The 21601-nt window shown below is 60.6% G+C and carries 18 protein-coding genes; 5 read left to right on the top strand and 13 right to left on the bottom strand.

Translation table 11 applies throughout. The annotated features are described in order from the left end of the window. The first annotated feature begins 29 nt into the window (after nt 1-29). Together AB4N33_RS08180 and AB4N33_RS08185 are read left to right on the top strand one after the other, a co-directional pair. Complete coding sequence (locus tag AB4N33_RS08180; RefSeq protein WP_460141892.1) at nt 30-1766, top strand: IlvD/Edd family dehydratase; 1737 nt, start codon at nt 30-32, stop codon at nt 1764-1766. A gap of 149 nt (nt 1767-1915) precedes the next feature. Next, entirely contained in the window at nt 1916-2635 is a 720-nt protein-coding gene (locus AB4N33_RS08185; RefSeq protein WP_460125497.1) for a FadR/GntR family transcriptional regulator, read from the top strand. Between the two features lie 169 nt (nt 2636-2804). On the opposite strand, the gene AB4N33_RS08190 is transcribed toward AB4N33_RS08185, so the two are convergent. The 8 genes from AB4N33_RS08190 to AB4N33_RS08225 form a co-directional block, all read right to left on the bottom strand. Beyond that, entirely contained in the window at nt 2805-5180 is a 2376-nt protein-coding gene (locus AB4N33_RS08190; protein ID WP_476456955.1) for an efflux RND transporter permease subunit, read from the bottom strand. Between the two features lie 25 nt (nt 5181-5205). Then, nucleotides 5206-6258, bottom strand: coding sequence for a WD40/YVTN/BNR-like repeat-containing protein (locus tag AB4N33_RS08195; RefSeq protein WP_476456956.1), 1053 nt, complete (start codon nt 6256-6258; stop codon nt 5206-5208). A 491-nt stretch (nt 6259-6749) separates the two neighbouring features. Further along, on the bottom strand, nt 6750-9407 hold the full coding sequence (gene pepN, locus AB4N33_RS08200) for an aminopeptidase N (protein WP_476456957.1): 2658 nt from the start codon (nt 9405-9407) through the stop codon (nt 6750-6752). Nucleotides 9408-9417: 10 nt separating this feature from the next. Then, nucleotides 9418-10248 (bottom strand): DUF2797 domain-containing protein, encoded by an 831-nt coding sequence (locus AB4N33_RS08205; RefSeq protein ID WP_460125505.1) that lies wholly within the window; start codon nt 10246-10248, stop codon nt 9418-9420. Continuing rightward, nucleotides 10245-10505, bottom strand: coding sequence for a YeaC family protein (locus tag AB4N33_RS08210; RefSeq protein WP_460125507.1), 261 nt, complete (start codon nt 10503-10505; stop codon nt 10245-10247). The genes AB4N33_RS08205 and AB4N33_RS08210 overlap by 4 nt, the downstream gene beginning before the upstream one ends. Nucleotides 10506-10540: 35 nt before the next feature. Further along, a complete protein-coding gene (locus AB4N33_RS08215; protein WP_460125509.1) occupies nt 10541-11410 on the bottom strand; it encodes a rhomboid family intramembrane serine protease in 870 nt (289 codons plus the stop codon). Beyond that, a complete protein-coding gene (locus AB4N33_RS08220) occupies nt 11407-12387 on the bottom strand; it encodes a metallophosphoesterase (protein WP_460126709.1) in 981 nt (326 codons plus the stop codon). The genes AB4N33_RS08215 and AB4N33_RS08220 overlap by 4 nt, the downstream gene beginning before the upstream one ends. Then, nucleotides 12384-13274, bottom strand: coding sequence for an NAD(+) kinase (locus AB4N33_RS08225; RefSeq protein ID WP_460125511.1), 891 nt, complete (start codon nt 13272-13274; stop codon nt 12384-12386). Before AB4N33_RS08225 ends, AB4N33_RS08220 begins: the two co-directional genes overlap by 4 nt. A 137-nt stretch (nt 13275-13411) precedes the next feature. On the opposite strand from AB4N33_RS08225, the gene AB4N33_RS08230 reads away from it, so the two are divergent. Then, on the top strand, nt 13412-14362 hold the full coding sequence (locus AB4N33_RS08230) for a DUF1853 family protein (RefSeq protein ID WP_476456958.1): 951 nt from the start codon (nt 13412-13414) through the stop codon (nt 14360-14362). 174 nt (nt 14363-14536) lie between these two features. Here AB4N33_RS08230 and AB4N33_RS08235 read toward each other — a convergent pair whose 3' ends face one another. Together AB4N33_RS08235 and AB4N33_RS08240 are read right to left on the bottom strand one after the other, a co-directional pair. Continuing rightward, a complete protein-coding gene (locus AB4N33_RS08235) occupies nt 14537-15820 on the bottom strand; it encodes an arsenic transporter (protein WP_476456959.1) in 1284 nt (427 codons plus the stop codon). 69 nt (nt 15821-15889) lie between these two features. Further along, nucleotides 15890-16447 (bottom strand): NADPH-dependent FMN reductase, encoded by a 558-nt coding sequence (locus AB4N33_RS08240; RefSeq protein WP_460125517.1) that lies wholly within the window; start codon nt 16445-16447, stop codon nt 15890-15892. A gap of 175 nt (nt 16448-16622) precedes the next feature. On the opposite strand from AB4N33_RS08240, the gene AB4N33_RS08245 reads away from it, so the two are divergent. Then, the gene (locus AB4N33_RS08245; RefSeq protein ID WP_476456960.1) at nt 16623-16874 is read left to right on the top strand and encodes a hypothetical protein; all 252 of its coding nucleotides are present in this window, start codon (nt 16623-16625) and stop codon (nt 16872-16874) included. Between the two features lie 85 nt (nt 16875-16959). Next, nucleotides 16960-17853 (top strand): LysR substrate-binding domain-containing protein, encoded by an 894-nt coding sequence (locus AB4N33_RS08250; protein WP_460141899.1) that lies wholly within the window; start codon nt 16960-16962, stop codon nt 17851-17853. Here AB4N33_RS08250 and AB4N33_RS08255 read toward each other — a convergent pair. The 3 genes from AB4N33_RS08255 to dnaQ all read right to left on the bottom strand — a co-directional run bounded on the left by AB4N33_RS08255 (nt 17819) and on the right by dnaQ (nt 21577). After that, nucleotides 17819-18433 (bottom strand): GNAT family N-acetyltransferase, encoded by a 615-nt coding sequence (locus AB4N33_RS08255; RefSeq protein ID WP_460125523.1) that lies wholly within the window; start codon nt 18431-18433, stop codon nt 17819-17821. The genes AB4N33_RS08250 and AB4N33_RS08255 overlap by 35 nt on opposite strands. Before the next feature lie 14 nt (nt 18434-18447). Beyond that, nucleotides 18448-20703, bottom strand: coding sequence for an Orn/Lys/Arg family decarboxylase (locus AB4N33_RS08260; RefSeq protein WP_460125525.1), 2256 nt, complete (start codon nt 20701-20703; stop codon nt 18448-18450). 127 nt (nt 20704-20830) lie between these two features. Continuing rightward, the gene (gene dnaQ / locus AB4N33_RS08265; protein ID WP_476456961.1) at nt 20831-21577 is read right to left on the bottom strand and encodes a DNA polymerase III subunit epsilon; all 747 of its coding nucleotides are present in this window, start codon (nt 21575-21577) and stop codon (nt 20831-20833) included. Nucleotides 21578-21601 lie beyond the last annotated feature (24 nt).

Raw genomic sequence — 21601 nt, forward strand, 5'->3', positions numbered from 1 at the left:
AATATAGTCATACAATAAGAGAATCGATCATGTCTGATAAGAAACCCACCCTGCGCTCCGCCCAATGGTTCGGCACGGCCGACAAAAACGGCTTCATGTACCGCAGCTGGATGAAGAATCAGGGCATTGCCGACCACCAGTTCCAGGGCAAGCCAATCATCGGCATCTGCAACACCTGGTCGGAGCTGACCCCGTGCAACGCGCATTTCCGCCAGATTGCCGAGCACGTCAAACGCGGCGTGATCGAGGCCGGTGGTTTCCCCGTGGAATTTCCGGTGTTCTCCAACGGTGAATCGAACCTGCGCCCGACCGCCATGCTCACCCGCAACCTGGCGAGCATGGACGTGGAAGAAGCCATTCGCGGCAACCCGATCGATGGCGTGGTCTTGCTCACCGGTTGTGACAAGACCACCCCGGCCCTGCTGATGGGCGCCGCCAGTTGCGACGTACCCGCCATCGTGGTCACTGGCGGGCCGATGCTTAACGGCAAGCACAAGGGCAAGGATATCGGCTCGGGCACCGTGGTCTGGCAGCTCAGCGAACAGGTCAAGGCCGGCACCATCACCATCGATGATTTCCTCGCGGCCGAGGGCGGCATGTCCCGCTCGGCAGGCACCTGCAATACCATGGGCACGGCCTCGACCATGGCCTGCATGGCCGAAGCGCTTGGCACTTCCCTGCCCCATAACGCGGCGATTCCGGCGGTGGATGCACGTCGCTATGTACTGGCGCACATGTCCGGCATGCGTGCCGTGGAGATGGTCAAGGAAGACCTGCGCCTGTCGAAGATCCTGACCAAGGAAGCCTTTGAGAACGCCATTCGTGTCAATGCTGCCATTGGCGGTTCGACCAACGCGGTGATTCACCTCAAGGCCATCGCCGGCCGCATCGGCGTCGAGCTGGATCTGGACGACTGGACCCGCATCGGTCGCGGCATGCCGACCATTGTCGACCTGCAACCGTCCGGGCGCTTCCTGATGGAAGAGTTCTACTACGCTGGCGGCCTGCCTGCGGTGTTGCGCCGCCTGGGTGAAGCCAACCTGATTCCTAACCCGAACGCCCTGACCGTCAACGGCAAGTCCCTGGGCGAAAACACCAAGGACGCGCCGATCTATGGCGAGGACGAAGTGATCCGCACCCTCGACAACCCGATCCGCGCCGACGGCGGGATCTGCGTGCTGCGCGGTAACCTGGCCCCCCTCGGCGCCGTGCTCAAGCCTTCGGCTGCCACCCCGGAGCTGATGCAGCATCGCGGGCGTGCGGTGGTGTTCGAGAACTTCGACATGTACAAGGCGCGTATCAACGATCCGGAGCTGGACGTCGATGCGAACTCGATCCTGGTCATGAAAAACTGCGGTCCCAAGGGTTACCCAGGCATGGCCGAAGTCGGCAACATGGGCCTGCCGGCCAAACTGCTGGCCCAGGGCGTGACCGACATGGTGCGCATTTCCGACGCCCGCATGAGCGGCACCGCCTACGGCACCGTTGTCCTGCACGTGGCGCCGGAAGCTGCGGCTGGCGGGCCTCTGGCCGCGGTGAAGGAAGGCGATTGGATCGAACTCGATTGCGCTACCGGCCGCCTGCACCTGGACATCCCGGACGCCGAACTGGCCTCACGCATGGCCGACCTGCAACCGCCGCAGCAATTACTGGTGGGCGGTTATCGCCAGCTGTACATCGACCATGTGCTGCAAGCGGACCAGGGCTGCGACTTCGACTTCCTGGTCGGCTGCCGGGGCGCCGAGGTGCCGCGGCACTCGCACTAAGCCCACCATCCCCTCTCCCCGAGGGGATGCTTTTCCCTGTGGGAGCGGGCAAGCCCGCTCCCACATTTGATACTGCATCTACCTCAAGTTCGTGTCTTGCCTGTTATCATGCTCCACACCCCCACGCACTCAGGATCGCGCCGTTCCCCATGGATTACCGCAAACCTTCCGACCGCAAGAGCATGCATTCGCGCATCGTCCAGGAACTGGGCATGCAGATCGTTTCCGGGCGTTTCCTGCCGGACGACAAACTGCCCGCCGAAGCGCTTTTGTGCGAAGAGTACGCGGTCAGCCGACCGGTGCTGCGCGAGGCCACTCGCGTCTTGGTTGCCAAGGGCCTGGTGTATTCGCGCCCACGGGTGGGCACCGTGGTCAAGCAGCGCAAGGAATGGCACATGCTCGATCCGGACGTGCTGCACTGGCTGATGCAAAGCAGTCCGCAAAATGAATTCTTCGATCTCCTGACCAGCGTGCGCAGCATCATCGAGCCGGCCGCCGCCGCCCTCGCCGCACAATTCGCGACGGATGCCGACATCGCCGCCATTGGCGAAGCGTACCAACGCATGGAAACCGCACCGACCCCGGAAGCGCTGCTGCAACCGGACCTGGACTTCCACAGCCGCATCGCCGACGCCACCCACAACGACCTGCTGGCCAACTTGTGCAACATGCTGGCCGTGGCAATTGCCGAAGCCTTGAAGCACTCGAACCAACGACCGAACCTGCATGAACTGGCGCTGCCACGGCACAAGGCGATCCTTACCGCCATCGAGAACCGCGATGCCCTGGGCGCACGGCATGCGACGCTGGTGCAGCTTGATGATGCGAGAAGCGCGTTGAGTGTGGTGTTGGGCGCAGAGCCAACCTGAATTTCCCTGTAGGAGCGAGCTTGCTCGCGATGCGGTGTGTCAGTCGGCACATGCATTGGCTGACACGCCACCATCGCGGGCAAGCCCGCTCCTACAGGGGAAACGGTGCGAGTTTCAGGCATAAAAAAACCGCAACCTCAGGTTGCGGCTTTTTCATTGCGGCCAAGACTCAGTGAGCAAACAACGAATTGCCCTTCTGCCCCGCCAGCTTCTCCGGCTTGATCAGGAACCGCGCCAATGCTGGCAGCAGCCAGAGCGCACCGAACATGTTCCACAGCAGCATGAAGGTCAGCATCAGCCCCATGTCGGCCTGGAACTTGATGGCCGAGAAAATCCAGGTGCACACGCCGATGGCCAGGCACAGGCCGGTGAACAATACCGCCTTACCGGTGGACTTCAGCGTTTGGTAGTAGGCCTCTTGCAACGGCAGACCTGCACGCAGGAAACTTTCCAGACGACTGTAGATGTAGATGCCGTAGTCCACGCCAATCCCCACCCCCAGCGCCACCACCGGCAACGTCGCCACCTTCACGCCAATCCCCATGAACGCCATCAGCGCGTTACCCAGTACCGAGGTCAGCACCAGCGGCAGCACAATGCACAGGGTCGCCGCCCAGGAGCGGAACGTGATCATGCACATCACCGCCACGCAGATGTACACCAGGATCAGGATGGTCAGCTCGGACTTCTTGATCACCTCGTTGGTGGCGGCCTCGATCCCGGCATTACCGGCAGCGAGGATGAACTCCAGGCCATCCTTATTGTTTTCCTTGGCGAACGCCTGCACTGCATGGACTGCACGGTCGAGGGTCTCTGCCTTGTGGTCGTTGAGGAACACCAGCACTGGCGCCAGGGAGCAACTGTTGTTGTACAGGCCGTCGGCACGCGCGATGGAGTTGTTCAGCACGTCGGGGTTGCGCGACAGGGTTTCCCATTTCAGGTTGCCCTCGTTCATGCCCTTGATCATCTGCTTGGACACGGTCACCAGGGAAATCGCCGACTGCACGCCCTCGGTGTTCTGCATCTTCCACATCAATTCGTCGATCGGCGCCATGGCTTCATAACGCGAGCAGCCTTCGGACTTGGTCTTGACCATCACCACCAGCACGTCGGAACTGGTGGAGTAGTTGCTGATGATGAAGTTGTTGTCCTTGTTGTAGCGTGAGTCCGGACGCAGTTCCGGGGCACCCTGGTCGAGGTCACCGATTTTCAGGTTCTGGCTGTACCAGAGGCCGCCACCGAAGGCCAGCAACGCCAGGACGATCGACACCGGTGCGACTTTCGGGCTGGCAAAACTCGACAGCAGGCGCCAGAACGGGTGTTCACGGTGCGCGTCTTTCTTGCTGCGCTCGACCGCACGCTTGCTGATGCCGACATAGGAAATCGCCACCGGCAGCAGGATCAGGTTGGTGAACACGATCACCGCCACACCAATCGACGCGCCGATGGCCAGTTCCCGGATCACGCCAATATCGATGATCAGCAGCGTGATAAAGCCCACGGCATCCGCGAGGATCGCAATCATCCCAGGCAGGAACAACTGGCGGAACGTGCGTCGTGCGGCGGTCAGCGCGTTATCGGCCTCGCTGGATTGCAGGGCAATACCGTTGATCTTCTGTACGCCGTGGGAAATACCGATGGCAAAGATCAGGAACGGCACCAGCATCGAATACGGATCGAGACCAAACCCGAAGAAGTGCATCAGGCCCAGTTGCCAGATCACCGCCACCAGCGTCGTGCTGAGTACCGCCACCGTACTGCGCAGGCAGTTGGTGAACCACAGCAACAGGATCAGGGTGATGACAAAGGCGATACCGAAGAACAACACCACCATCACCAGGCCATCAATCAGGTCGCCGACCTTCTTGGCGAAACCGACGATGTGGATCTTGACGTTGGGGTTCTGCTTTTCGAACTTGTCGCGGATCTTTTCCTCAAGGTCATGGGAGAACTTGCGGTAGTCCAGCGCCAGCAACTTGCCTTGGTCCTGCGGGTCCGGATAGGACTCCAGCAACGGAATGTCGACGATGCTCGACTTGAAGTCGTTGGCCACCAGACGCCCGATCTGCCCGGACTTGAGCACGTTGTTGCGCAGCAGGTCGAGGCTTTGCTGGGAGCCGTTGTAGCTCTGCGGGATCACTTCACCCCCGGCGAAGCCCTCCTCCGTAACCTCGGTCCAGCGTACGCTCGGGCTCCACAGCGACTTGAGGCCGGCGCGATCGACGCCGGAGATGTAGAACACCTCGTCATTGATCTGGCGCAGGGTCTCCATGTATTCCTTGGAGAAGATGTCACCGTCGGTGGCTTCCACCGAAATGCGCACGGTGTTGCCCAGGTTCGCCAGGTCGTTGCGGTGCTCCATCATCTTCTGGATGAAGGGATGCTCCAGCGGGATCATCTTTTCGAAACTGGTGGAAGGTCGGATCAGCGTCGCCTGCCAGAACAGGAAAATACTGACCAGCAGGCAGATGGTGATCACTGCCGGGCGGTTGTTGAAAATCAGGCGTTCAAGAAACGTCGCCTTGTCCTGGTGATGACTTGTCATGGATGTCATAGCTCCGCCCTTCTTATTATTTGCCCAGCTCTGCGCCGGTTGGCGAAGTAGCGCGAACGCCGCCCTGTCCTGCCAGAATCAGATTGCCGTTGCCTGCTGCGGTCACCGCCGACACCGAAATACGGTCAGGGCGGTTGAATACGCTGAAGGTTTCGCCGTCGTCATTGCTGCGCACCACGCTGCCACCGTTGCCCACGATCACGATGGAACCGTCATCGAGCAGCGTAGCGCCAGACAGGCCAAACTCCAGCGCGCCGCGTGCGGCCTTGAGCTCGACCGGCTCCCAGGTGCTGCCAAAGTCGGTGGAACGGAACAGGTTGCCCCGCAGGCCGTAGGCCAGCAGCGTGTTGGCCTGAGCGGTGCCAATGACACCGAACAGCGAGCCTTCGTACGGGCCTTCAAGCTTTTCCCAGGTCTGGCCCCAGTCGGCGGAGCGGAACATGCTGCCCTGCTCGCCAACGATGAACAGCCCGGCGTCCTTGACGGCGGCGATGGCGTTGAGGTGGTACTGGTCTTCGTTGTCCAGGCGGTCGCTGGCGTCTTCCCAGTGTTTGCCGCCGTCGGTGGTGGCCATCAGATTACCGTAGGCGCCTACGGCAAAGCCGCTGTTGGCGTCCTGGAACCAGACGTCGAGCAATGGCGATTCACGGGTGAGGTCTTCGAATTGTTTGGTCCAGGTGACGCCACCGTCCTCACTGGCGAGGATCTGCGCGTCATGGCCGACGGCCCAGCCGTGCTGATCGTCGACGAAATAGACAGAAGTGAGCAGTTGCCGGGTTGGCACCTTGGCCTGGGTCCAGGTCGCACCCTGGTCATCGGAATACAGGATGTGCCCGCGATCGCCGACGGCAACCAGACGTTTGCCGGCGTGCACGACATCGAGCATCAGGTTTTTGCTGGCCTTGGCCGACTCAACGGAATAGACAGCTTCGGACGCCGGCGTCGCGGCAGCCAGCGACGGTGCCGACCACACGGCACAACCCAGCAGCGAGAGCGCTGTGGCCAACTGCGCGACTTTGCGCAGCGCCAGCGGGCGGCAGGTACCCACACCCATGACAGGCTCACTCATAGACCTTCCCCCATTATTATTGTTAGGTCGCGCAAGGGTACTCACAGCGCTCGGATAAACAGGAGCATAGTCCTGAAACCCGCAATCCAGAGCCCCTTCGGAAGCTGGCTTATCCTATCGGGGTTTGGAAAGGTCTGACAATCGACGCCACGTTATCTTTTGTTAACCCGGCGGTATTGGGAGGGAGGGTGAATGATGGGGTATCAGGTGGGGTGATTGGACAGTTACGCTGAGACACCGTCCCCTGTAGGAGCGAGCTTGCTCGCGATGGTAGCCCAGACACCGCGGGTCTCCAGACAGCCCAGCGTCATCGTTAACGACCATCGCGAGCAAGCCCGCTCCCACAGGAGACGGCGATCAACCTGTAGGAGCGAGCACGCTCGCGATGGTAGCCCAGACACCGCGGGCCTCCAGACAGCCCAGCGTCATCGTTAACGACCATCGCGAGCAAGCTCGCTCCTACAGGGGGCGCAGGGCAGTGAGAGCCTGGCTTACGCCAGGCTCTTGCTCACCACTTCATATACATCGCTGGACAACTGCCCAGACGTGCGGATGCGTTCCAGTTCGCCTTTCATCAAGGCCTGGCGCGCGTCGTCGTACTTGCGCCAGCGCGTCAACGGCGCCAGTTGGCGCGAAGCGATCTGCGGGTTGAAGCCGTTCAGTTCGATCACCAGATCGGCCAGGAAGCGATAACCCGAACCATCGGCCGCATGGAAGTTGATCAGGTTCTGCCCGGCGAACGCACCGATCAGGGCCCGCACCTTGTTTGGGTTCTTGAGGTTGAACGCCGGATGCTGCATCAACGCCTTGACCCGCGCCAGCCCGCCCGGCAACGTGCTGCCGGCCTGGACACTGAACCACTGGTCCATGACCAGCGGGTTGTCCTTGAAGTGATCGGCGAACGCCGCCAGTGCCTTGGCCTTGTCTTCTTCATACGGCGAGTTGACCAGCACGGCCAGGGCCGTCAGGCGCTCGGTCATGTTGTCGCTGCTTTCGAATTGCTCAAGCGTGGCGGCCAGCACTTCGGGTTTGCCGCTGAGCATCAGGTACGACAGCGCGATGTTTTGCAACGCACGACGGGCAAAGTGCTCGGCCTCGGCGATGTACGGCGTCTGTTTGGACAGGTCACGATTGGCCTGGTAACGCAGCCACAAGGCTTCGAACAGGCCGTCGGCCAATTGCTTGCGGGCAAATTCGCGGGCGATGTGGATGGCGTCGACGTCGGCCACTTCGCTGATTTCGGTCAGGTAGGCCTCACCCGGCAACGCGAGCATCTCGGCGACCATGGCCTGATCCAGCGTCTCATCCGATAGCACCGTGCGCAGCGCCGACACCAGACGCTGGTCGAGCACCAGTTTCTCCCCCTTCTGCTGCTGCGCAATCAGTTCCTGCAGCACCTGGACCGCCAGTTGCTGGCCGGCATCCCAGCGATTGAAGCCGTCGCTGTCGTGCTGCATCAGGAACATCAACTGATCGCGGTTGTACGGGAAGCTCAGTTTTACCGGCGCGGAAAAACCGCGCAGCAACGAAGGCAGCGGTTGTTCGGCAATGTCCACGAAGGTGAAAGTCTGCTCGGCTTCGGTCACCGAAATCACCCTGGAGGTCCCCTGGGCGCTGGCCTCGCCGGCCAGGCGCAAGGCAATCGCCGAGCCTTTGGAATCCAGCAGGCCCAGTTCCACCGGAATCACGAAAGGCAGTTTTTCAACCTTGTCCGGGGTGGCCGGGCAGCTTTGGCGGAACGTCAGGCTGTAGGTTTTAGCCGCGGCGTCATAGGACTCGCTGACCGCTAGTCGTGGCGTACCGGCCTGGCTGTACCAGCGCTTGAATTGGGTCAGGTCGACACCGTTGGCATCTTCCATGGCCTTGATGAAGTCGTCGCAGGTCACGGCCTGGCCGTCATGACGTTCGAAGTACAGGTCGCTGCCCTTGCGGAAACCTTCAGCGCCCAACAGGGTGCGGATCATGCCGACCACTTCCGAACCCTTTTCGTACACGGTCAGGGTGTAGAAGTTGGAGATTTCGATGAAGCTGTCCGGGCGCACCGCATGAGCCATGGGACCGGCATCCTCGGCGAACTGGTGGGTACGCAGGTACGCCACGTCCTGGATTCGTTTGACCGTGGCCGAGTTCATGTCGGCGGAGAAGCCGGAATCGCGGAATACGGTAAAGCCTTCCTTGAGCGACAGCTGGAACCAGTCGCGGCAGGTCACGCGGTTGCCCGACCAGTTGTGGAAGTACTCGTGGGCGACGATCGCTTCGACACGCTGGTGCGCAGCGTCGGTCGCCGTTTCGGCGCGGGCCAGCACCGCGCTGGAGTTGAAGATGTTGAGCCCCTTGTTCTCCATCGCGCCCATGTTGAAGTCGTTGACCGCCACGATCATGAAGATGTCCAGGTCGTACTCGCGACCGTACACCTCTTCGTCCCAGCGCATGGACTTCTTCAGGCTGTTCATCGCGTGCTGGCACTTGTCGATGTTTTCTGGCTCGACGTAGATGCGCAGCGCCACGGTGCGCTCTGTCATGGTGGTGAAAGTGTCTTCGACACACCACAAGTCACCGGCCACCAGCGCAAACAGGTACGCGGGCTTCATGAACGGGTCTTCCCAGGTCGCCCAGTGGCGACCGTCTTCCCCCGGACCGCTGGCAATCGGGTTGCCGTTGGACAGCAATACCGGATAGCTGTGCTGCTCGGCGACCACGGTGGTGGTGAATTTGCTCATCACATCCGGGCGGTCGAGGTAGTAGGTGATCTTGCGGAAACCTTCGGCTTCGCACTGGGTGCAGAACATCGTCCCGGACTTGTACAGGCCTTCCAGTGCGGTGTTGGTTTCCGGATGAATCTTGACGCTGGTGTCGACGGTGAACGTCGCGCTGGTCGGCTGCAGAGTCAGGTGGTTTTCCGTCAACTGGTAGTCGGCGGCGCTCAACGCCTTGTCGGCCAGGCTCACCGACAGCAGTTCAAGCTGTTGGCCATCGAGCACCAGCGGCGGCAGGCCCGGGCCCCGCTCGGGGTTGCGGCGCATCACCAGTTGCGCGTGGACCAGGCTGTGGTCCTCGAACAACTCGAAGGTCAGGTGCGTCTCGTCGATCAGGTACTCGGGTGCCTGATAGTCCTTCAGGTAGATCATCTTCGGTTGTTCGGTGCGCATGCTGGAGTCCTTACTGATGCACGGCGAGCTGATAAGCCGTGTACTTACGAATATTGATCACGCCAGTGTCGAAAATCAGGTATTGGCCCTTGATCCCCAGCAGCGTGCCTTCGGCAATCGGGTGCTTGTCCAGGTTGAAGCTGACGATCTTCGCCGGATACTGCTCGACCGGAAAACGGATCTCCAGCGGCTCCACATCGGCAATGGTCTGGATCGCCTGCAGACCGAATCGTTCCTGCAAGGCCTGCAAACCGTCGGCGCAGCTTTCAAAGAGTTGGTCGCGGATCGCGGCCAGGTCTACTGGCGCCGCCTCGCCCTTGAGTAAAGCACGCCAGTTGGTCTTGTCCGCCACCTGACCGCGCAGCAGGTCTTCGACGAAACCCGATTGCTGACGGGTCGCGACGCGCATGATCGGCAACGCCTGTCGGGCGCCCTGGTCAATCCAGCGGGTCGGCAGTTGGGTGGCGCGGGTGATCCCGACTTTCACCCCGGACGAGTTGGACAGATACACAATGTGATCGGTCATGCAGAACTTCTCGCCCCACTCCGGTTCACGACAAGTACCGGCGTCGTAATGGCAGCGCTCCGGGCTCATGATGCACAGGTCGCACTGCGCCAGCTTGGTCATGCACGGATAGCAGTAACCCTGGCTGAAACTGGTTTTGGTCTTGCGCCCGCAATGGGAGCAGAAGATCGCCCCCAGGTACTCCAGGCGAACCGTGCTGCCGATCAACGGATTGACCGGCACCTCGATCTCACCCAGGCGAAACGCGTATTGCACGTCGGCACCTTCGAGGCGTGCCGACATCTTGCTGATTGCACCGCGGCCAATCTCGATCAATGGACAGCATCCGACTTGAACAGGATGTTGGGCACTTCAATCGACTTGGAACCACATTCCTGAGTGCCCATGTAACCCGTGTGCTGGTCTTCGGGCAGGTTCTGGATTTCCCAGGCGATCATCGCCTGCAGCGACAGTTCGCGCTGTTCGGCGGTGAGCTTGCCACCGTCGGACCACTTACCGATTTCAACTGCCGTTTTCAGGCTCTGGTAAATGTCCGGGGTGATGTTGTTGATCATTTCATTGAAAGAGGACATTGGTTCTGCGCACTCCATGATTCACATAAAAGGTTCTAGGCAGCCAGTTTACGGCGGTTGTACAAACCGCCCAACAAACCGGTCAAACATCCGACGAGCAGCCCACCGACGTGGGCGGCATTGGCGATTTCACCGAAGCCGATCAACGAGACCAGCCCCGAAAGGCACAACAGCAGCCACACCAGCATCATGACCAATACGCCGCGAGGCAGGCGGTAGGCGCGGTTCGGCGACAGCAGCTGGAAAATCCAGCAATGCCCGAGCAGGCCATAGAGCACACCCGACAACCCACCGAACAGGGTCGGGCCGCTGAAAACGAACTGGGCATAGTTGGACACCACGGCGAACAGCAGCGTCAGGCCGATCAGGTTGATGCTGCCCTGGCGCGACTCAATGCGCCGCCCCAACTCCCAGTACCACATGCCGTTCATCGCCAGGTGCAGGAAGCCAAAGTGGATCAGCATCGGCGTCACCAGGCGCCACCACTGCCCCGCTTCCAGGCTATCGGCCAACGGGGTGAAATGGATGTACTCGCCGACAACGCGGAAATCAAGGAACGTCAGCCAGCGCATAGACTCGAGGTTTTCCCCCAGCAATGTCACCGCGCCGACGACCAGCGTCAGCAACAACACCAGCGCCGTGGCCCTGGCATGGCGCAGTTGCTCGACAAACCCTGGTCGGTGTTGGGTTTTGGCCTCTGGGATATCGAGTTTCTGTTCGGGATCACCGCCCGGGTAGCGCTCGTACAGCACACGCACGTCGTCGCTGAGGCTGGCCGGCACCCACAGCACCTGCTCGCCCTGCTCTTCGCTGACCCGGTGTGGCACCTGCATGCGCTCGAGCAATTTGACGAACCCGCTCAGGTCCACCGCCAGCGGCAGGCGTAATACGGCCACGGCGCTCATCGCAAGGCCTCGGGTCTTTCGACATCGACCCAGACGAACTTGTGCGGGTCCAGGCGGGTTTCCTGATCCAAGCGATAGGCCACCAGTTTGCCGTAGAGCACCGCGCTGTAGTCCAGGCACGCCAGGTTGGGCCGAATCGGTGCCGGCTTGCCGCTGCGCCAATAATGGCCCACGAACAACAATGGCTCGTCGGCACCATAACGCAGCAACGTGTTCTTTTCGCTGGAGGTCAGCGGCGTACGGGCCACCGGTTCCGGCAAGGCATCAGGCTGGAAGACGATGTCGCCATAGGTTTGCGGGTCGTTTTCCTCTTCCCAGAATTTGGTGCGGAAGAACGAACGGGTCAGGCCGTCACCGCTGGTCATGGTCTGGCCGCCAGGCAGGCGCATATCGGTGCCGCGCAACAGGCGGTCGAATACGGTGCAGGCGAAGCTGCCGGGCATGCCGGATGCCTGGAGAAAGTGTTCATCGACACGACCATCGGGAAACAGCGCGCGCAGCGGTTCGATCAGGCCCGCGTCCCAGCAAGCGTGCACCACACGAAAACGCCCGGCGTCGACGAACAGTGGCAACTCATAGAACCATTGCTGGAAGTCATGCCAGTCCGCCGGGTGGTTTTCGAACTGCGTCAAGGTCTCGCCCAGCAGGCGCGCGTGGCGCGGCGTATGTTCGCGTACGAATTGCTTGCCGCTGCCCGGCGGCGCCGGCGTGCTCCAGCCCAGGGCGTTGAACTCATGGTTGCCCATGATGCACAGCGCCTGGCCGGCCTCCACCATGTCGTGGACGATATGCAGCGCCTCGCGAATCCGTGGACCGCGGTCGATGATGTCGCCGACGAACACCGCCATGCGCGAGGCGTGCCGCCAGACGCCACCCTGTTTGTGATAACCCAACTGATCGAGCAGATGTTCAAGGGTCAACGCGCAACCATGTACATCACCGATCAGGTCATAACTTCGCGCGGGATCGAGCATCAGTCGCCTCCACCACCCAACTTGCTGCCCCAGCCGAGCTTGGTCCGGCAGACTTCATAGTAGTTGTGGTCGAGCGGGTGAATCAGCCGCAGCTTCTGTGCTTTCTTGCTCACGGTGATGGTGTCACCCGGTGCGCAGGTGAAGTGGTTCTGCCCATCGCAGGAAACCTGCGGGTAGATTTGCATATCCTTGGACACGACGATTTTCAGCTCACTGTTGCCATCGACCACGATCGGCCTACCCGACAAGGTATGGGGGTACATGGGCACAATCACAATAGCGTCGAGCTTGGGATGCATGATCGGTCCACCTGCCGACAGCGCGTAAGCGGTCGAACCGGTTGGCGTCGAGACGATCAGGCCGTCGGCCTTCTGGCTGCACACGAACTGGCCGTCGATGTACAGCTCGAACTCGATCATGCGTGTCGATTTGCCGGGGTGCAGCACCACGTCGTTCAAGGCATCGCCCTGGCCGATGGCCTCGGCGTGACGCCGGACTTCGGCTTGCAGCAGGAAGCGGTTTTCCACCAGATAATGGCCGTCGAGCACCTCGGCGACTTTCACTTCGAGCTCGTCGGGGCGGATATCGGTGAGAAAACCGAGGCTGCCGCGGTTGATGCCCAGCACCGGGATATTGTGCTTGGCCAGTGCGCGCGCGGCGCCGAGCAAGCTGCCATCACCGCCAACCACAATCACCATGTCACACACTTCACCGAGCATCTTGCGTGATGAGGTTTGCAGGCCATGACCCGGCAGCACTTCGGCAATGGTGTCTTCGAGAATCACATGCAGGTGACGATCGAGCAGAAACCGTTTCAGTCGGCGGACGGTATCCAGCACCTGGGAACTGCCCAGGCGACCGATGATGCCGATATTACGAAATTGCTCCATGGGGCTCCTATAGCGACACGGGGGCAGGGACGCGGGGGCCTGCGACGACTAAAAACACGATTATGGGCGAAAGCGCGGGATAGACAAAATCCTTTCAGCGACAAGGGTGTACTCATGTTTAAGGCTATGCTCGCAAGATGATCCTATTTCCCGACCTGTTGTCGTTGCCCCATCAGTTGCGCCACCCCGAGGTGCGTGACCTGGCCTGGGTCATCCTCACGCCGCCGATGCTCGAAGTCACGCCATGGCCGCAACGCCATCCGCTGGCCGGCAGTGACTGGGTGCAGGCACCGGAACGCCTGGAGGCCTGGCTGCGGCAACTGGATCGCGACAGCTATGACTTGCTGCATTGGCTCGCCCAGGCCCGCACCCGACGCCTGGGTTTGTACTACGAACGCCTGTGGCAGTACGCGGTGCGCCACGCGCCCGGCATCGAACTGATTGCCGCCAACCTGCCGATCCGCCGCGAAGGTCACACACTGGGCGAGCTGGACATGCTGCTGCGTGACGGCGACGGTGTGCATCACCTGGAACTGGCAATCAAGCTTTACCTCGGCCCCCAGGATGGCAACGGACACGACCCGGCGCGCTGGCTCGGCCCCGGCTGTCATGACCGACTGGACCGCAAGCTGACGCACCTGAGCCAGCATCAACTGCCTATTGCAAACCGCCCCGAGAGCCGAGAAGTGCTGGCGGCGCTGGGTATTGGTGAGTTCAGCTCCCATTTGTGGCTCGGGGGTTACCTGCTGTATCCGTGGCCGGGGCAGTCCCACTCACCGGTTGGCGCCCATTCTCAACACTTGCGTGGCCGCTGGTTGCATCAGAAAGACTGGCCCGAGTTTTCCGCCCGGCGCCCGATCGGTCGATGGCAGCCCCTGCCCCGCCACGCCTGGCTGGCGCCGGCACATTATCCGGCGGAGCAGACGTGGAATGCCGAACAACTCCAAGCGTGGCTCAGCGAACTGGAACCGTTGGCTCCGGCGCAGTTGCTGGTGCGGCTGGTCGAGAATCAGGAGGGTGACTGGGAAGAAGCGGAGCGTTTGTTCCTGGTGGCGGATCTTTGGCCGAATGTGCCTGGAATCAGCTAGCCTGCGCCCCCCTGTAGGAGCGAGCTTGCTCGCGATGGTAGCCCAGCCACCGCGGGCATTCAGGCGTCCCGCGTCATCGTTGACGACCATCGGGAGCAGGCTCGCTCCCACAAGGAGTTGTTTTCACCGGATTTACTGTGGGAGCGAGCCTGCTCGCGATAGGGCCAACCCGATTCAAAAGCTCAAGCGCACAGCCAGCGCCACCAACGTCACCAGCAACACCGGCAGCGTCAACACGATCCCGACCTTGAAGTAATAACCCCAGCCGATGCGAATGTTCTTGCGCTGCAACACATGCAGCCACAGCAAGGTCGCCAGACTACCAATCGGGGTGATTTTTGGCCCCAGGTCGCTACCAATCACGTTGGCGTAGATCATCGCTTCCTTGACCACCCCCGTCGCCTGGCTGGCATCGATCGACAGCAGGCCAATCAACACCGTGGGAAGATTGTTCATGATCGACGACAACAACGCCGTCAGCAGGCCGGTGCCCAACGCCGCGCCCCAGACGCCATAGGTGGCAAACTCGTCCAGCCAACCCGCCAGGTACCCGGTGAGCCCCGCGTTACGCAGACCGTAGACCACCAGGTACATGCCCAGGGAAAAAATCACGATCTGCCACGGTGCTTCTTTTATGACCTTGCGCGTGGAGATCTTGTGTCCCCTGGCCGCGATGGCCAGCAGCAACGCCGCACAGACCGCCGAGATGGCGCTGATGGGAATGCCCAGGGGTTCCAGGGCAAAACAGCCCGCCAGCAAGATTACCAACACGGCCCATCCGGCAAAAAACGTCGCCTTGTCGTGAATCGCGGTGGCTGGATGTTCCAGTTGCTCGGGGTCGTAACTGCTTGGGATGTCACGTCGGAAAAACCACATCAGCACCACCAGCGTTGCAGCGACACTGACCAGGTTGACCGGGATCATGACCGCCGCATAACGATTGAAACCGATGTTGAAGTAGTCGGCGGACACGATATTGACCAGGTTCGACACCACCAGCGGCAGGCTCGCGGTATCAGCGATGAACCCTGCGCCCATCACAAAGGCCAGGGTGGCCGCCGGGGAAAAGCGCAAGGCCAACAGCATGGAGATGACGATCGGCGTAAGAATCAGCGCCGCGCCGTCATTGGCGAACAGCGCCGAGACCAGCGCCCCCAACAGCACCATCCAGGCAAACAGCTTGCGGCCATTGCCATGCCCCCACCGCGCGACATGCAGCGCCGCCCAGGCGAAGAACCCGGCCTCATCCAGCAACAGACTGATGATGATCAGGGCAACGAAAGTCCCGGTGGCATTCCAGATGATCTGCCACACCAACGGGATGTCACTGAGGTGCACCACGCCGAAAATCAGGGCCAGCACAGCGCCCAGCATCGCGCTCCAACCGACGCCCAGGCCTTTGGGCTGCCAGATCACCAAGGTAATGGTCAGCAGGAAAATCAGTGACGCCGTGAGCATGGAATACTGCCTGAGAGGAACAAAGGCGCAGATTCTGTAACAACCCGCGCCTTTGTAGCAACGCTGGGGTCAGGCCTTCTTGTGTTGTTCGACCCACTTGGCATAGGCGTTGATGAAGTTCTGCAGGAACGGTTTCACCGACTCGGAGAGCTTGCCGGCCTCATCGAATGCCGACCCGGCGCCGCCGAGATAGGCCTCAGGCTGCTGCATGCACGGCACGTCAAGAAACACCAACGATTGGCGCAGGTGGTGGTTCGCGCCAAAACCGCCAATCGCCCCCGGCGAAACACTGATAATCGCCCCCGGCTTGCCGCTCCAGGCACTTTGGCCGTACGGGCGGGAACCCACGTCGATTGCGTTCTTCAACGGCGCTGGAACTGAACGGTTGTATTCCGGGGTGACAAACAGCAGCGCGTCGGATGACGCCACTTGCTGGCGGAAAGTGCTGTAGGCTGCCGGCGGCGACACATCGATGTCTTCGTTGTACAGCGGCAGATCGCCAATTTCGACGATGTTCAGCTTGAGATGTGCGGGCGCCAGTTCAGCCAAGGCCAATGCGACCTTGCGATTGATCGATTCCTTTCTCAAGCTGCCGACCACAACAGCAATCTGGTACACGTTGCTCATGGAAGATTCTCGACTGTCCGATTGAAAGAGTTAGTAGTTATAGATGACGAATCCTACAGAAAGCGACTGAAAAAACCGCCCCTGACTATTTTTTTCTCGTAGGAAAACTTACTTCGCCCAACCACGGTCTACTGAGCCGCAAATTGAGTGATTTATCCCCAGAGGTTCTAAGCAGATGGCAGAAGTACTTGTCGGTCAGTTCCATGCACGAGACGCGGAAGGCCGTGTTTATTCAGTGCATGAGTACCAGGAATCAAACCCTTCGGCAGACGGCCTCACCCCTGTCACCATCTACAAACTGGCCATCGGCGACCGCGTCAAAAAGCTCGATGACAATCAGTTTCTGCTGGTGCAGTCGGACATTACCCTCGTGCGCGAACCCGAAACCTTCGTAACGAGCCTGGCGGAAACCAACATTGCTTCATAACCGTGCGTTATGAGCAGAAGTCATGTGCGGACTTGAGTTAGGATTCAACCACTGACTCTTCACCCGCTGAACATGGACTTCACGCATGCGTTTACGCCATATCGAAGTAATTCAGGCGCTTTTGCAGACCGGTCACCTGGGCACCGCCGCCGAATGGCTGCAACTGCCGGTGGCCGAGATCGAAAGCACGCTGCGCGACATCGAGAGTCAGTTGGGCTTCATGCTGTTTTCCAGCGTTCGGGGGCGTTTGCAGGCGACGCGTGAAGCACGTGAACTACAGGTCGAGATTGCCCACATCTACGAGGCGCTCGAACCGGTCCAGCGACTGGCCAGCAGCCTGAAACAGTATCACGCCCCACCGCTTCGCATTATTTGCACGCCGCCCCTGGCCCAGGCGTTGTTGCCGCAAAGCATTGCCGCCCTGCGCCGGCGCCTGCCGGATGTGCCTTGCAGCCTGTTGAGCCAGCCCACCCGCGACATCGTCCGTCACCTGTTACTGCGCGAAAGCGACCTGGGCCTGAGCCTTCACGACCCCGAACACGCTGACATCGACTGCCAGGTCATCGCTCAGGGCAAATTGCAGTTGCTGGCCCCTCATGGCTGGCTACAACCCAAGCAAAAGTACATTTCCCTTCAAGATCTGGCCGGGCAAGCGATGGTTGGTCTTGAAGGTCATGATCCGCTGAACCCGGCGCTGGACCACAAACTCCATGCCCTGCGCCCTGCCCCGGTGATCCACACCCGCGTACAGACCCATCAGATGATGCGCAGCATGGTCGAAGCCGGCGAAGGCCTGGCGATTGTCGACCCGTTCACCGCGCTCGGCGCCAAATCGGCGGGCTTGGACACGTGCCCGCTGGCGCCTGCGGTCCCCATCAGCGTCTACGCTTTGTCGCTGAAAAATGGCGAACCCTCACCTGCGGTTCAGGCTTTGCTGGAAATCGTCACGGAACAAGCCGCGGCGATGTTGGCGAACTGATCGGGTTTTCAAGGGGGTTGTCGAAAAACCGATACCAGAACAACGCCACCTCGGCGGTATTGGGGTCAATGCCACGATAACGCAGGTGGTCGAACCCACCAATCGTGTAGCCGCAGCGTTCGTACAACCGGCAAGCCCCCAGGTTATTGTTCTGGGTTTCCAGCATGATGCCTGGCAGTTTTTTCTTGCGACTCCAGAATTGCGCTACATCCAGCAGTGCCTTGGCCACACCATGCCGACGAGCCGGCGCATGCACCGCCAGTTCGTCGATATGGGCAAAACCGTTCCAGTTGGTACTGATCACCAGGTGCCCCACCGGTTCATCATCCAGATAAGCCATGAAAATCGCACTGTCAGCGGCATCGTGAAAAGCGCTGAACTCTTCGGGATCTATGCCGTAGCATTTGCGATAAGGGGTGATGGGGGTCACCCGCCACTGCTCTACCGGCTTGCCGATTTCCGCCGCCCCATAAGCCGCGACTTCGAAGCTGAAATCACTGCCCCAGACATAAGATGGGAAACCCTCATCGGCAACGCGCACCGACAAACCTGGGTATTTGGGATTCATGACTGGTCGCATGCTGGAGAACACCCTCATTCCTTAACGCAATCGACGGTATAACGCCGCCCATTGCCTTCATCTTCGTGTTGCAAGCCGTGCACGTCGGCGACGAACCCGGGGAAGCTGCTGTCGAACGTACGCGCAAACGCCAGGTAATCGTTGATCGAGCGGGTCGATTCGGTGAACCGCTCACCCGGCATGATCAACGGAATGCCCGGCGGATACGGCACCAGCATCACGGCCGCGATGCGTCCTTGCAGTTCGTCAATCGACACTGCCTCCACTTCGCCACGCACCAGATGGTCATAGGCATCGGCCGGTTTCATGACGACCTCCGGCAACACCGTGTACATCCGTTTGAGGTGCTTGGCCGTGGCATTGCTGCGATAACAGGCATGCAACTGATCGCACAGGTCTCGCAAGCCCATGCCCCTGTAGCGCGTGGTGTCCTGCTGGGCCACGCAAGGCAGGCACGTCGCCAGGCTGACGTTGGCGTCGTAGCTGCGTTTGAACTCCAGCAATTCGGTCAGCAACGTGCTCCATTTACCCTTGGTGATGCCCATGGAGAACAGCACCAGGAACGAATACAAGCCAGTTTTCTCGACCACCAGCCCGCGTTCCCACAGGAACTTGCTGACCACCGCAGCCGGAATCCCTCGCTCACTCAACGCGCCACCGGCCGTGAGGCCCGGCATCACCAGGGTGACCTTGATAGGGTCGAGCAGTACATAGTCGTCGGTGACATCACCGAAGCCATGCCAGTCCGCCTCGGGTTGCAGCAACCAATCCTGCGTCACCACATGGTCGATGCCCTCCGCCGACGCCGGCTGCCAGATGGAAAACCACCAGTCATCGGCGGCAATGTGCTGGCGAAGATTGGCCAGCGCCCGGCGAAAGCTCAAGGCTTCGTCGAACATTTCTTGTAACAGGGAACGACCCGCCGGACCTTCCATCATCGCCGACGCCACATCCAGCGAAGCGATGATGCTGTACTGCGGCGAGGTGGAGATGTGCATCATGAAGGCTTCGTTGAAGCGATCCTGATCCAGTTGCCGCGCGCCGCCGTCCTGCACGTGGATCATCGATGCCTGGCTGAACGCAGCCAGCAGCTTGTGGGTGGAATGGGTGGTGAACACCAGTGGACTGTCTTCGGTGCGTGATGTGCCCATGCCATAACGACCGGCGAAGAATTCGTGAAACGCCGCATAGGCATACCAGGCCTCGTCGAAATGCAGCACTTCGACGCTGTTGCCCAGCTTCTGCTTGATCAGTTCGGCGTTGTAGCACAGGCCGTCATAGGTCGAATTGGTCACCACCGCCAGCTTCACTTTGGGCTCACGCCCCCGGGTCAGCGGGCTGGCGTCGATCTTGGCCTGGATCGATTCTCGACTGAACTCACTGAGCGGGATCGGGCCGATAATCCCCAGTTCGTTGCGCTCCGGGCACAGGTACAAGGGAATCGCCCCGGTCATGATGATCGAATGCAGTACCGACTTGTGGCAGTTGCGGTCCACCAGCACCAGGTCATCACGGGCGACCATCGAATGCCAGACGATCTTGTTGGCGGTTGACGTGCCATTGATCACGAAAAACGTGTAGTCGGCGCCGAAGTTGCGCGCCGCCCGGGCTTCGGCTTCCGCCAGCGGCCCGGTATGATCGAGCAACGAGCCGAGCTCGGGCACCGATACGGACAAATCCGAGCGCAGGGTGTTTTCCCCGAAGAACTGGTGAAAGGCCTGCCCCACCGGACTCTTGTGATAGGCCACGCCACCACCATGCCCCGGCGTGTGCCAGGAATAGTTGGAGTCGGCGGTGTGTTGCACAAGCGCCTTGAAAAACGGCGGCAGCAGCCCGTCCAGGTACTTGCGTGCGGCACGCGCCACCTGCCGAGCCAGAAACGGCACGGTGTCCTCGAACAGGTAAAGAATGCCGCGCAGTTGGTTGAGTTCGTCCATGGCGTCGGCTGGGGCGTTCTCCAGCGTCACCTGTTCGCCGAGGGCGAAGATTGGCAAATCCGGTGCACGCACCCGTGCCAAGGCGATCAATTCATCCATGTTGTGCAGCAAATGGGAATTCGTGCTGGGGTCTTCGGCGGCAATCAACATGCACGAAAGGCCGTGATGGGTCGAAGCGACCAGCCTTCCCTCGGTGTAATCCACCGCAGAGACGATACTGAAACCTTCCTGCTCCAGCTCCCGGGCGATGCCTCGCACACGATCTCCGGCAACCGTATCGGCCTTGATGTCGCGATGGACGATCAAGACCGGGAATTTCAAATCTTTGTACATGGGGCTCAGAGTCCTGAGGCGACAAGACAAGGCTTGCCAATCACCTCAGGGTAGAGGGTTGAGGCCGATGTGGCGAGTGGCGAAATCCGGTCTCGAGCCGATCGGCGCACTGTCATTTGGCCACGACTCAGGCCTGGGCCTTGGCCTCGGTGAGTTGTTGCCACAGGGATGGGGCACCGGCAGATTTGGCGATCACTTCCAGGCGCGCCATGTGTTGGGCGAGCTCATCTTCGCTGGCGCGGATGATTCGCGCCGGCTGACGATCAGCCGGCAAGCGGCGGATTTCGGTGGCACGGCTGGCGCCGCCTTCTCCATCGGAAGCATTGCCGGCCAGGGACAGGCTGGTCTGCCCACCCGTCATGGTCAGGTAGACGTCGGCGAGAATCTCGGAGTCGAGCAGAGCGCCGTGCAGTTCACGGCCAGAGTTGTCGACGCCATAACGTTTGCACAAGGCATCGAGGCTGTTGCGTTGGCCAGGGTGACGCTCCCGCGCCATCAACAAGGTGTCGAGGATCGAGCAGTGTTGCGAAATATCCGCGCGCTCGTGCTGCCCCATCAGGGCGAATTCGTTGTTGATGAAGCCAACGTCGAACGCCGCGTTATGGATGATCAGCTGTGCGCCCTGGATGAACTCGAAGAACTCATCGGCGACTTCAGGGAAACGCGGCTTGCCCACGAGGAATTCGTTGGTGATGCCGTGGACGCCAATGGCGCCCTCGTCGCTCTCGCGGTCCGGTTGCAGGTAAACGTGGAAGTGCCGCCCCGTCAGGCGCCGACCGATCAACTCGACACAACCGATTTCGATAATCCGGTGGCCGTCGGTCACCGGCATGCCGGTGGTTTCGGTATCGAGTACAACGGATCTGGTGGCCATCAGTGTTCAGCTCTCAATCGGTGA

This window comes from Pseudomonas sp. S1_E05 (genome assembly GCF_056337105.1).